This is a genomic window from Burkholderia sp. Ac-20384 (genome assembly GCF_017104605.1).
GTDB classification, from domain to species: Bacteria; Pseudomonadota; Gammaproteobacteria; order Burkholderiales; family Burkholderiaceae; genus Burkholderia; species Burkholderia lata.
Window position 1 is genome coordinate 1 of sequence record NZ_JAAGPE010000294.1, and the last position, 11,400, is coordinate 11,400.

Annotated in this window: 13 protein-coding genes and 1 tRNA gene; 10 read left to right on the forward strand and 4 right to left on the reverse strand. The window is 67.4% G+C overall.

The genetic code is table 11. The annotated features are described in order from the left end of the window. The 8 genes from G3O00_RS34280 to G3O00_RS34315 all read left to right on the forward strand — a co-directional run. Positions 1 to 357 (forward strand): SIS domain-containing protein (locus G3O00_RS34280; protein WP_206145637.1); only part of this gene is annotated, 357 nt, incomplete at its 5' end. A 17-nt stretch (positions 358 to 374) separates the two neighbouring features. After that, on the forward strand, positions 375 to 1,172 hold the full coding sequence (locus G3O00_RS34285) for a BON domain-containing protein (RefSeq protein WP_011350628.1): 798 nt from the start codon (positions 375 to 377) through the stop codon (positions 1,170 to 1,172). Then, entirely contained in the window at positions 1,169 to 1,531 is a 363-nt protein-coding gene (locus G3O00_RS34290; RefSeq protein WP_011350629.1) for a c-type cytochrome, read from the forward strand. The genes G3O00_RS34285 and G3O00_RS34290 overlap by 4 nt, the downstream gene beginning before the upstream one ends. A 66-nt stretch (positions 1,532 to 1,597) precedes the next feature. Further along, positions 1,598 to 1,673: transfer RNA gene (locus G3O00_RS34295), tRNA-Ala, on the forward strand. Between the two features lie 147 nt (positions 1,674 to 1,820). Continuing rightward, positions 1,821 to 2,315 (forward strand): hypothetical protein, encoded by a 495-nt coding sequence (locus G3O00_RS34300; RefSeq protein WP_043185241.1) that lies wholly within the window; start codon positions 1,821 to 1,823, stop codon positions 2,313 to 2,315. Positions 2,316 to 2,381: 66 nt separating this feature from the next. Next, a complete protein-coding gene (locus tag G3O00_RS34305; RefSeq protein WP_206145638.1) occupies positions 2,382 to 3,083 on the forward strand; it encodes a PspA/IM30 family protein in 702 nt (233 codons plus the stop codon). 30 nt (positions 3,084 to 3,113) lie between these two features. Then, complete coding sequence (locus tag G3O00_RS34310; protein ID WP_174935914.1) at positions 3,114 to 3,773, forward strand: OB-fold-containig protein; 660 nt, start codon at positions 3,114 to 3,116, stop codon at positions 3,771 to 3,773. 89 nt (positions 3,774 to 3,862) lie between these two features. Then, positions 3,863 to 5,644 carry a flotillin family protein gene (locus G3O00_RS34315; protein WP_241025470.1) on the forward strand — a complete coding sequence of 594 codons (1,782 nt, stop codon included), beginning with the start codon at positions 3,863 to 3,865 and terminating at the stop codon, positions 5,642 to 5,644. 190 nt (positions 5,645 to 5,834) lie between these two features. On the opposite strand, the gene G3O00_RS34320 is transcribed toward G3O00_RS34315, so the two are convergent. The 4 genes from G3O00_RS34320 to G3O00_RS34335 form a co-directional block, all read right to left on the reverse strand. Beyond that, a complete protein-coding gene (locus tag G3O00_RS34320; RefSeq protein WP_206145639.1) occupies positions 5,835 to 6,146 on the reverse strand; it encodes a hypothetical protein in 312 nt (103 codons plus the stop codon). Between the two features lie 125 nt (positions 6,147 to 6,271). After that, a complete protein-coding gene (locus G3O00_RS34325) occupies positions 6,272 to 7,669 on the reverse strand; it encodes an enolase C-terminal domain-like protein (protein ID WP_206145640.1) in 1,398 nt (465 codons plus the stop codon). A gap of 62 nt (positions 7,670 to 7,731) precedes the next feature. Continuing rightward, positions 7,732 to 9,072 (reverse strand): MFS transporter, encoded by a 1,341-nt coding sequence (locus G3O00_RS34330; RefSeq protein WP_206145641.1) that lies wholly within the window; start codon positions 9,070 to 9,072, stop codon positions 7,732 to 7,734. 206 nt (positions 9,073 to 9,278) lie between these two features. Continuing rightward, positions 9,279 to 10,202: a LysR family transcriptional regulator gene (locus tag G3O00_RS34335; RefSeq protein WP_206145642.1), complete on the reverse strand. Its 924-nt coding sequence runs from the start codon at positions 10,200 to 10,202 to the stop codon at positions 9,279 to 9,281. 91 nt (positions 10,203 to 10,293) lie between these two features. Between G3O00_RS34335 and G3O00_RS34340 the strand changes: the two genes are divergently transcribed. After that, a complete protein-coding gene (locus G3O00_RS34340) occupies positions 10,294 to 11,025 on the forward strand; it encodes a glutathione S-transferase (RefSeq protein WP_206145643.1) in 732 nt (243 codons plus the stop codon). A 127-nt stretch (positions 11,026 to 11,152) separates the two neighbouring features. Further along, positions 11,153 to 11,400: DUF2239 family protein (locus G3O00_RS34345; protein WP_206145644.1), on the forward strand; the 248-nt coding region annotated here is incomplete at its 3' end.

Sequence of the window (11,400 nt, forward strand, 5' to 3'; positions counted from 1 at the left end):
GCGATCGCGCTGGCCACCGATGCGTCGCAGGGCGGCCTCGCGGGCGCGGTGTCCGCCGAGCAACTGTTCGCGCAGCAGGTGCGCGTGCTCGGCCAGACCGGCGACATCCTGCTGGTGCTCGATCCGGCCGGCGCGTCGCCGCGCGTGCTGGCGGCGATCGACGAAGCGCACGAGCGCGAGATGACCGTCGTCGCGCTGACGGGCGGCGACGGCCATGCGGTCGCGGCTGCGCTGTCCGATACCGATATTCCGATCAGCGTGCCCGCCGTTCGCGCGGCGCGCATCCACGAAGTCCATCTGCTGACCATCCACTGCCTGTGCGACGGCATCGACGCGATGCTGCTGGGTGAGGATTGAACGAAGGAGAGCCGTCGATGAATCAAAGCCGCGTCAAACAGACGCTCGTCAGAACCACGCTGCTCGCTGCGCTGACGGCGGGCCTCGCCGTGTCGCTGCAAGGTTGTGTGCTCGGGGTCGTGGGCGCAGCGGCCGGCGGCGGTGCGCTGATCGCGACCGATCGCCGTACGCTCGGCGCACAGACGGAGGATCGCGAGATCCAGGTCAAGTCGCTCACGCAGATCAACAACGGGCTGCCCGACCAGTCGCACGTCAACGTGACGGTGTTCAACCGTCGCGTGCTGCTGACGGGTGAAGTGCCGAACGATGCATCGAAGCAGCGCGCCGAGGAAATCGTGCGCGGCATCAACAACGTGAACGGCATCGTCAACGAACTGTCGGTCGAGCCGGCGTCGTCGCTGTCGTCGCGCGCGAACGACTCGTACCTCGAAGGGCGCGTGAAGTCCGAGCTGATCGCGACGAAGGGCATCTCGTCGAACTACTACAAGGTCGTCAGCGAACGCGGCAACCTTTACCTGATGGGGCTCGTGACGGTCGACGAGGGCAATCGCGGCGCGGAAGCCGCCAGCCAGGTGCCGGGCGTCGAGAAGGTCGTGAAGGTGTTCCAGTACGTGAAGCCGCAGGATGCGCAGGCGTTGCAGGACGCATCGCCCGCGAACGGCGCGTCGGGTGCGCAGGCCGCCGCGCCGGCGGATACCGCGACGGTGGGCGCCGTGCCCGACGCGTCGGTGCAGTCCACGCCGCTGCAGCCGCCCGCACCGATCTCGAATTCGTCGAACGTACACCCGGGCAACCCGAAGGCCCCGTCGCAATGAAGAACAGGCAGATGAAGCAGATGAAACAGTGGATGGTGCAGGGCGCCGCCGCCGCGGCGCTCGTGGTCGGCACGCTGGGCGTCGCGCACGCGGATGTCGGCGATGGCCTGAAGGTCGCGCGCGGCAATGCGTGCATGGGCTGCCACGCGGTCGACCGCAAGCTCGTCGGCCCGTCGTTCAAGGATATCGCTGCCCGGTACAAGGCCGATCCGCAGGCCGTGGCCAAGCTGTCGAAGAAGGTGAAGGAGGGCGGCTCGGGCGTCTGGGGCGCCATTCCGATGCCCGCGCACCCGCGCATGAGCGACGCCGATGTGCGTTCGGTGGTCGAATGGGTGCTGGCCGGCGCGCCGTCGAAGTAAGGTTTCAGGGGTGATTCAACCCCTATTGCCAAGCGCAGAAACGCGTGTGTATGATGGTTGTCTGTTGGGGCGGTAGCTCAGCTGGGAGAGCGTCGCGTTCGCAATGCGAAGGTCGGGAGTTCGATCCTCCTCCGCTCCACCAACGGAATTTGAAGGGCTCGATCGCGAGATCGGGCCCTTTTTGTTTTTTGGCGTCCCGGAAGCCGCGCATCTATCTCGAAATACAAACGTATACATTTGCATACGGGCGCACTATGCTTTGAGTCATCGATTCGAAGGAATGGACGTCATGCAAACCGTATCGGTACGAATTCCGGAAGACGACCTCGCGTGGCTGGTCGAGCTGCAATTGCCCGACGCGACGAGTCCGAGCGACAAGATTCGCGCGCTGATCGCCGACGCGCGCCGCCGCGTCAAGGGCGCGCATGACTTCGTCCGCTGCGCCGCGCTGTTCAGGGAGCAGGTGCGGCCGGTGCTCGACGCGATCGACGCGTACGAACACGCGACGCATCACCGCTCGGAAATCGTGACGCTGCTCGCCGCGCAACTCCCCGAACTCATGGCCAGCCTCGTGACGGCGGCGCCGCCGGGCAAGCCGATCGGCGAGGCGGCTGGCGAACTCGAGGCGCGGCTGACCGCGAAGAGCATGCGCGTGTTGCTCGGCCTGCTGCGCCTGGCCGTGACCGGCAACCCTCCCGCCTATCATCCTGATGTGCTCGATCCGTACGTGCACGAGGTCAAGGAGCTGGCGAGCCTCATTCAACCGGCTCAGGCCCATTCGTGAGCTGCCTGCGAACCCGGCGTCAGGCGCGCGGCCGGCCCGCCTGAATCCCAGAAGGAGTGACAAGTCGTGACGACAGAACATTTCGGTATCCGAGTCAAACGGTTGATGACCGCGAACGTGCATGCGTTGATCGGTTCGCTGGAAAACCGCATGCCGCAAGCGATCCTCGAGCAGTACCTGCGCGAATTCGACGATGTGATTGCGCAGGCGCGGGTGGCGCTGGGCCGGCACGAAGCGGCACGGTACCAGGCGGCCAAGGCGATCGCGCGCGTCAACAACGAGATCGAGCGACTGAACGACCTGCTGGGCACCGCGCTGGCCCGCAACGACGATGCGGCCGTGCGTGCCGGCGCGGAGCGGCAGATCGAGCTCGAGGATCAACTCGGCGTGCTCCAGCAGTCGCTTCACGACGCGAGCGAGCGCGCGCAGGCCGCCGAGGCGGACCTGCTCGGGCTGCGCGCGAAACGCGTGGAGATGGAAGCGGGGCTTCGCGAACTGATCGCGGCGCGCGCGACCGGCGACGGCGAGCGCCGGACGGAAGGGCCGGCGGGCGCGGGTGTCGACCCGAGGGCCGAGCAGCTCGAGCAGGGGTTTAACCGGACGATGGCCGGCGCGACCGGGGCGGTCGGGTTGGGCACCGGTTCATCGTCGGCTGATCCTTCGCTGTTGCATCGTCTGGAAACCCTGCACAAGGAACAGCGAATCGAGGAGCGCGTCGCCCGCTTGAAGTCGCAATCTGGCAAGCTGGCGGACGACATGTCTCGATGATTCGCCTCCGAACCTGAGAGCAAAACAACAATGACTTCTTCACTGATGCTGCCGGGCAATGCGCCGTTCGTCGCCGCGATCGGGCTGATGATCGTGATCGGCGTGCTGGAGTGCCTGTCGATGCTGATGGGGCTTAGCCTGACCGAGCATGCGGGCAACCTCCTGGTCCTGCATTTCGGTCTCGATCACGCGGATGGCGGCCCCGACGCTGGCGTCGTCGGCCAGTTTCTCGGCTGGCTGCACGTGGGCCGGGTGCCACTGCTGATCCTGCTGATCCTCTTCCTGCTCGGCTTTTCGGTGGTCGGTCTCGCGGTGCAGACGTCGATGCAGGCCGTCGCGGGCTTCACGATGCCCACCGGGCTGGCCGTCATGTTGGCCGCGCTTGCGGCATTGCCGTTCGTGCGTCACACCGGCAAGTTTTTCGCGCGCTTTCTTCCGCAGACCGAAACCACGGCGGTATCCGAAGCCGATTTCATCGGCCGCACCGCACGGATCGTCACCGGCGAAGCGTCGCTCGGCAATCCGGCCGAAGCGCGGCTCGTCGACGAGCACGGTCAGCAGCACTACGTCCGCGTCGAACCGGACGAGGCCGGCCGGACGTTCGCGAAAGGCACGACGGTTCTGCTCGTGTCGCGCATTTCGGGTTCGCGTTACCACGCCATAGAAAATCCCCGGCCCGAATTGCTCTGAATCCCGTTTCACCAGGCCACCGCCTTGAGAGCGGCGTGGACTGGCGCACCTTGCTGTCACCATCCGTACACAGGAGTCGAACAAACATCATGATGAATGCACTCTCTTTCTGGGGCGCTGTCGCATTGGCAGTGGTGGTGGGTATCTGCGTGATCGGCATGATCTTCGCGCGTCTTTACGTGCGAGCGTCGGCGGAGCGCGCCTTCGTCCGCACCGGGCTCGGTGGGCAGAAGGTGATCATGAGCGGCGGCGCGGTCGTGCTGCCGGTGTTTCACGAGGTGATCCCGATCAACATGAACACGCTGAAGCTCGAGGTGAGCCGCGCGACGCGCGACAGCCTGATCACGAAGGACCGGATGCGCGTCGACGTGGTCGTGGCGTTCTTCGTGCGGGTCGCGCCGACCGAAGAAGGCGTGTCGACCGCCGCGCAGACGCTCGGTCAGCGCACGCTGGCGCCGGAAAACCTGCGCGCGCTCGTCGACGACAAATTCGTCGATGCGCTGCGCTCGACCGCCGCGCAGATGACGATGCAGGACCTGCAGGACGCCCGCGAGAAATTCGTGCAGGGCGTGCAGAACACGGTCGCGGAAGACCTGACGAAGAACGGCCTGGAACTGGAAAGCGTGTCGCTGACCAATTTCAACCAGACGTCGAAGGAATACTTCGACCCGAACAACGCGTTCGACGCCGAAGGCCTGACCAAGCTCACGCAGGAAACCGAACGCCGCCGCAAGGAGCGCAACGAGGTCGAGCAGGACACCGAGGTGGCCGTGCGCGAGAAGAACCGCGACGCGCTGTCCCGCAAGCTCGAGATCGATCAGCAGGAATCGTTCATGAAGCTCGAGCAGGAGCAGCAGGTCAAGACGCGCACGGCCGAGCAGAACGCGCGGATCGCCGCGTACGAGGCTGAGCGTCATCAGGAGGCCGAGCAGAGCCGGATCGGCGCCGAGCGGCAGATTCAGGAATCGGAGATCCAGCGCGAGCAGGCAGTGCGCACCCGCAAGGTGGAAGCGGAGCGCGAAGTGCGCGTGAAGGAGATCGAGCAGGCGCGCGTCACGCAGATGGCGGCGATCGAGCAGGCGAAGGTGACCGAAATTGCGCAGCAGGAAAAGGCCATCGTGATCGCGGAGAAGTCCGAGGCGCAGTCGCAGGCGCAGGCGCGCGCGAGCGAGTCGCTCGCGGATGCGGTGCGGGCCGAGCAGCAGGTCGAGACGACGCGTCGCACCGCGGAAGCCGACCGGGCCAAGCAGGTCGCGCTGATCGAGGCGGCGCAGGAGGCGGAAACGCAGGCCGTTCACATCACGACGCAGGCACGGGCGGAACGCGATGCGGCCCAGATGCAGGCGGCCGCGATGGTCGAGCTGGCTGAGGCAGCGCGCAAGAAGGGGCTTGCCGAAGCGGAAGCGCAACGTGCGCTGAACGACGCGATCAATGCGCTGTCGTCGGACCAGACGAGCCTCAAGTTCAAGCTGGCGTTGCTGCAGGCACTGCCGGCCGTGATCCAGCAGACGGTCGAGCCGATGAAGGCAATCGACGGCATCAAGATCATCCAGGTCGACGGGCTCAACCGCGGCGGTAGCGCCGTGGACGGCGTCGCACCTGCTGCGAACGGTAGCAATCTGGCCGAACAGGCGATGTCGGCGGCGTTGTCCTATCGCGCACATGCGCCGTTGATCGATTCGCTGCTCGGTGAAATCGGGTTGTCAGGCGGCTCGCTGCAAGGGCTGGTGCCGGGTGTCGGGACGGAGGTGGCGGCGCCGCTGCACGCACCGGCACCGGCACCCGCATCGGCATATGCACCGGCACCCGCACCGATCACCGTCCACTCGGTTGGCGGTGCATTACCCAAAGCCGACGGCGCAGTGGCATGACGCTGGGGTGTGGGGCACGCCGTCCCGGCCCGGTAGCAGCGGGTTGGATGCGGGTGGCGCAGCGCGATGAAGCATCGTCGCGCATGCGTTGAGTTCCCGCCGGCGTCGGACAGGCCCGATCGAGCGATCGGGCCTGTTTGGTTTCAGAGCCCGTCCGCGACGGCGGCAAGCTTCACGTTCTTTGCACCGGCTAGCTCAGCAACTCGTAGGTGGCCTTGAACGTCGGCACCGCCAACGCGGCAAACCCCACCGTAATAACCGCGAGAATCATTATTCTCTTCCGCAGCATCGCGAAGATGACGAACGACAGCGCATAGAACGCGCAGGTCAGCAGGATGAGCCACCACAACGTTGCGTAGCCGGCGCCGCCTTCGAAGTTCGACACGTTCCGCGTGATCAGTGGCGCGACGTAACCAGCGGCGGCCATGCTCGCGGGCAGGCCCAGCACCGAATACAGGACGTAGACGATGATCTGTCGCGGTGTCGGATCGGAAGACGTCATGACGGGCGGTTCTTTTTCGGGTGGAGACGGGCCGCCGAACCGGTCGCCACGCGGGCAGGTTCAGGCAGCCAGCAGGATGCGGGCGTTTCCGGTGTTTGGCAACAACCGGCCGCCCGCTGCCTCCCTCACCCCCGCCCGAAACTCGGCCGCTTAGGATCGTAAGTCCACCCCGGAACGAGATAGCGCATCGCGACCGCGTCGTCGCGCGCCGTACCACCGACCTCCTTGTACAGCGCATGCGCGGCCTCGACCTGCGCCATGTCGAGCTCGATCCCGAGCCCCGGCCGCTCCGGCACCGCCACCTGGCCGCCGACGATCTTCAGCGGCTCGCGCGTGAGCCGCGCATCGCCTTCCTGCCAGATCCAGTGCGTGTCGATCGCGGTGATCGTGCCGGGTGCGGCTGCCGCTGCGTGCGTGAACATCGCGAGCGACACGTCGAAGTGGTTGTTCGAGTGCGAACCCCACGTGAGCCCCCAGTCGCGGCACAGCTGCGCGAGCCGCACCGACCCCTGCATCGTCCAGAAATGCGGATCGGCGAGCGGGATGTCGACCGCCTGCAGCCGCACTGCATGATCCATCTGCCGCCAGTCGGTCGCGATCATGTTGGTCGCGGTCGGGATCCCCGTCGCGCGGCGGAATTCGGCCATCACCTCGCGGCCCGAATAACCGCCTTCCGGCCCGCACGGATCCTCCGCATACGCGAGCAGGTGGCCTTGTCCGCGGCACAGCGCGACGGCTTCGTCGAGCGACCATGCGCCGTTCGGGTCGAGCGTCGTGCGTGCGTCGGGGAAGCGCGCCTTGATCGCGGCGATCGCTTCCATCTCGTCGGCGCCGGCCATCACGCCGCCCTTCAGCTTGAAATCGGCGAAGCCGTAGCGATCGACCGCGGCCTCGGCCTGCCGTGCGATCGCGGCCGGCGTGAGCGCTTCCTCGTTACGCAGCCGGAACCACGGGGTGCGCGCCTGCGCCTCGTCGCGATACGGCAGGTCGGTGCGGCCGCGATCGCCGATATAGAACAGATACGCGAGCATCGGCACCGCGTCGCGCTGCTGCCCTTCGCCGAGCAGCGCTGCGACCGGCACGTCGAGGTGCTGGCCGAGCAGGTCGAGTAGCGCCGCCTCGATCGCGGTGATCACGTTGTCGAGCCGCAGGTTGATCTCGTGCGGCTGGCGCAGCACCGCTGCTTCGCCGGCCGACGTCACCTCGTGGCGGATCGTGCGGCCCGCACCCGGACCCGCGCCGGACAGCGCCGCGCGCACTGCGTTGAGCGTCGCCTGGTAGCGCCCGATCGACTGGCCGACCACGAGATCCGTCATGCGCTCGAGCGCGTGGCGGATGCCTTCGCCGCCCGGCACTTCGCCGACGCCCGTGTGCCCGCTGCTGTCGTCGAGGATCACGAGGTTGCGCGTGAAGTACGGTGCGTGCGCGCCGCACAGGTTGAGCAGCATGCTGTCGCGGCCGGCGACGGGAATCACCTGCATGCGCGTGACGCGCGGGGTGCCGGCACGGCGGGATTCGGACATCGGTTCGCTCCTGGTTCCGGTGATGCACGGGCCGCCGGCGGCGCCGGCGCGGCCCGTGCCGTTCATTGAAGCTCGACGCGGCGGATCTCGCCGACGACGAACAGGTAGCAGATCACGGCGACGAGCGCGTGCGCGACGACATAGACCAGCGCGCCGTTGAACGAGCCGCTGCGGTCGACGATGTAGCCGATCGCGATCGGCGTCGTGATGCTGGAGAGGTTGCCGCACGTGTTGAGCAGCGCGCCGCTCAGGCCCGCGATCTGGCGCGGCGCGGTGTCGGCGTTGACGGCCCAGCCGAGCGCGCCGAGCCCCTTGCCGAAGAACGACAGCGCCATGAACAGCACGACGAGCACGTGCGAATCGGTGTAGTTGCAGACGATCATCGACATCGACAGCAGCATGCCGAACACGATCGGCACCTTGCGCGCAACCGACAGCGAGCGGCCCTGCTTGAGCAGCCCGTCGGACACGACGCCGCCGAGAATCCCGCCGAGGAACCCGCACACGGCCGGGATCGACGCGACGAGGCCCGCGTTGAGGATCGACATCCCGCGCGCCTGCACGAGGTAGACCGGAAACCAGGTGATGAAGAAATAGGTGAGCGCGTTGATGCAGTACTGAGCGACGTACACGCCGATCAGCATCCGGCTCTTCAGCAGCGCCTTCACGTGGCGCATCGACGGGCCGCCGTCGCGTCCGCCCGTTGCCTGGTCGATGTTGACGAGCGCGCCGCCTTCGGCGAGGTAGTCGAGTTCCGCGCGGTTGATGTTCGGGTGGTCCTTCGGGTCGTACATCGTGCGGTTCCACACCAGGACGAACGCGAAGCCGAGCACGCCCATCACCGCGAACACGGACTGCCAGCCGAACGCGTGCACGAGCCAGCCCATCAGCGGCGCGAACACGACGGTCGCCGCGTACTGCGCGGCGTTGAAGATCGCCGACGCGGTGCCGCGTTCGGCGGCCGGGAACCACGCGGACACGATCCGGCTGTTGGCCGGGAACGACGGCGCTTCGGCCGCGCCGACGAGGAAGCGCAGCCCGAACAGCAGCGCGAACGCGGCCGCGCCGCCGAAGAAGCCGATCGAGCCCTGCAGCAGCGTGAACAGCGACCAGAAGAAGATGCTGAACGCATAGACGATGCGCGACCCGTAGCGGTCGAGCAGCCAGCCGCCCGGCAGTTGCGCGATCACGTACGACCAGCCGAACGCGGAGAAGATGAAGCCGATCTGCACATGGCTCAGGTGCAGCGCGCGGGCGAGGCTCGGGCCCGCGATCGCGATCGCCGCGCGATCCGCGTAGTTGATCGTCGTGACCGCGAACAGGACGGCCAGCACCAGCCAGCGCACGCGCGTGCGCCGGGCCGTTGCCGACGCGGACGCCGGCAGCGCGTGAAGCGGATTCATGACTGTCTCCTCCGAAGGGCGGAAGGTGCCGTCGTGCGGCAGGCGCGTCGGTGCGCGCCATTCGTGTGGGTGCTGCCGGCCGGAGGCCGGACGCTGCTGCACAAGGGCAGGGCGTCCGGGCCATTCTGTCATGTCGAAATTTGCGGCTTCATGCCAATTGCTGACTTGATCGATTCAGCAATTGAATCGATCGGTCGGGCACCCGCTCAGACGCGCGCGTCGTCGGCGGCGGTGCCGTGATGGCGCGCCACGTGCTGCGCGAGAAACTCGACGGCGGCGCGCACGCCGGGCAACTGGCCGCGCCGGTGCGGCATCAGCAGCGTCGTCGTGACGGTGCCGGCGCGCCAGCCGGGCAATACGCGCACGAGGGCACCGGACGCGAGGGCCGCGCCGGCGATCCAGTCGGGCAGGCACGCGATGCCGAGGCCGGCCGTCGCTGCCTGCAGCAGCAGCGTCGATTCGTTGGCCTGCAGGCGCAGGCGCGGCGTCACGTCGACGGTGTCCCCGTCGCGTTGCAGCCGCCACGGCTGCTGGCCCGGGTGCAGCCCGTCATGCTGCGCGAGGTCGGCGGGCGTGTCCGGTGTGCCGGCACACGCGAGATAGGCCGGTGACGCGACGGCAACGATCGGCGATGCAGCGAGCGGGCGTTGCACGAGTGCGGAATCGGGCAGCGGCGCGAAATGGCTGCGCACCGCGATGTCGAAGCCTTCCTGCGCGATGTCGACGAGGCGGTCGCTCGCGTGGATCTGCAGCAACAGCTTCGGGTGCGCGATCGCCAGCGCAGGCAGGCACGGCGCGAGGATGTGCTGCGCAACCGGCACCGAGCTCGTGATCCGCACGACGCCGGCCGGCTCGGCGGTTTGGCGCAGCACCGCGTCGCGCGCGCTTTCGGCCTCGATCACGGCCGCGCGCGCATGTTCGAAGAATTCGGTGCCGACCGGCGTGAGCCGGAAGCTGCGCGACGTGCGATGCACGAGCCGCGCGCCGAGCGTGCGCTCGAGCTCGGCAACGCGTTTGCTGACCGTCGATTTCGGCAGGTCGAGCCGGCGCGCGGCGGCCGACATGCTGCCGGCGTCGACCGCCTGCACGAACAGGTAGAGATCGTTCAGGTTCACTTCCAGCGTCCACATGAGGAAACGACGGGTTTCGATTTTAGCGGCTACTGCGTCATCGTTCGCCGTGGGAGCATGACCGCTCGTTCAACTTCCGCGGAATCCCCCGATGTCTCCCATCCTTCTCTACGGCATTCCAGCCGGCTGTTCGTTCGGCTCGATCGTTGCGCTCGAATGGATCGGCCGCCCGTACCGCCTGTCGCGCATCACGATGCCGGGAGCCGTGACGAGCGACGCGTTCCTCGCGCTGAACCCCGTCGCCGAGACACCGGCGTTCGTGACCGCGAACGGCGACGTGCTGACCGAAAGCCTCGCGATCCTCGGCCACATCGGCGCGCAGGCGCTCGACAGCGGCCTCGCGTTCCGCCAGGGCAGCGCGGATTTCGACCGGCTGAACCGGATGCTGGCGTGGCTGAACACGACGTTCTTCAACGCGTTCGGTGCGCTCTGGTACGTGTACGAACACGACACCGAAGGCGCCGAGAAAGCGGCGTTGCAGGCATACGGCCGCGGCAAGGTGCTGAAGGCGCACCGGCAGCTCGAGGCAATGCTCGAGCGCGGTGACGGCCCGTGGTTGCTGGGCGCACGGCGCACGCTGGCCGACGCGTACTTCGCCGGGATCGCGCGCTGGGCCGACTATCACGCGGTGTTCGAGCCCGCAGCGTTCCCGCGCATCGCCGCACTGCGTGCGCGGCTCGCCGACGATGCCGGCGCGCGGTTCGCGCAAGCGATCGAGGAAAACCTGCCGCTGCCGGCGTCGTCGGCGTTCGAAGGGCATGTATCGCTCGACGACGCGCTGGCAAGCGCACGCGAAGTCTCGATTCCGGCCCGCGCGGTCTGACCGGCGTCGTGATCGCTTGACGGGATGGAACGCGCTGATGCCATATTTTTACCCGGATGATATTGACATCCAATTTATACCCGGATAAAAATAGCGACATTCCGATTCCAGCCTGCGGGCGATCACGATGACTACCACCACACTGCTTCCTTCCTACACGGCGTTCGACGGCCACCGGCGCCTCGTGTCGGGCCCGCTCGCGACGGTCGCGCTTGCGGTCCGGCGGGCTGCCGGCAATGCGATGCCCGGCACGATCCTGATCTTCGACGATGCGACGGGCCGCTCGATCGACCTCGACCTGCGCGGCACGGCAGACGAGATCCACGCACGCTACGCGCCGCCGTCGGGCGATGCAGCCGGTGCCGCCGGCGAGCC

Coding starts and splice junctions, on each gene's coding strand:
- G3O00_RS34285 (WP_011350628.1), top strand. CDS start 375: ATGAATCAAAGCCGCGTCAAACAGACGCTCGTCAGAACCACGCTGCTC.
- G3O00_RS34290 (WP_011350629.1), top strand. CDS start 1,169: ATGAAGAACAGGCAGATGAAGCAGATGAAACAGTGGATGGTGCAGGGC.
- G3O00_RS34300 (WP_043185241.1), top strand. CDS start 1,821: ATGCAAACCGTATCGGTACGAATTCCGGAAGACGACCTCGCGTGGCTG.
- G3O00_RS34310 (WP_174935914.1), top strand. CDS start 3,114: ATGACTTCTTCACTGATGCTGCCGGGCAATGCGCCGTTCGTCGCCGCG.
- G3O00_RS34315 (WP_241025470.1), top strand. CDS start 3,863: ATGATGAATGCACTCTCTTTCTGGGGCGCTGTCGCATTGGCAGTGGTG.
- G3O00_RS34320 (WP_206145639.1), bottom strand. CDS start 6,146: ATGACGTCTTCCGATCCGACACCGCGACAGATCATCGTCTACGTCCTG.
- G3O00_RS34325 (WP_206145640.1), bottom strand. CDS start 7,669: ATGTCCGAATCCCGCCGTGCCGGCACCCCGCGCGTCACGCGCATGCAG.
- G3O00_RS34330 (WP_206145641.1), bottom strand. CDS start 9,072: ATGAATCCGCTTCACGCGCTGCCGGCGTCCGCGTCGGCAACGGCCCGG.
- G3O00_RS34335 (WP_206145642.1), bottom strand. CDS start 10,202: ATGTGGACGCTGGAAGTGAACCTGAACGATCTCTACCTGTTCGTGCAG.
- G3O00_RS34340 (WP_206145643.1), top strand. CDS start 10,294: ATGTCTCCCATCCTTCTCTACGGCATTCCAGCCGGCTGTTCGTTCGGC.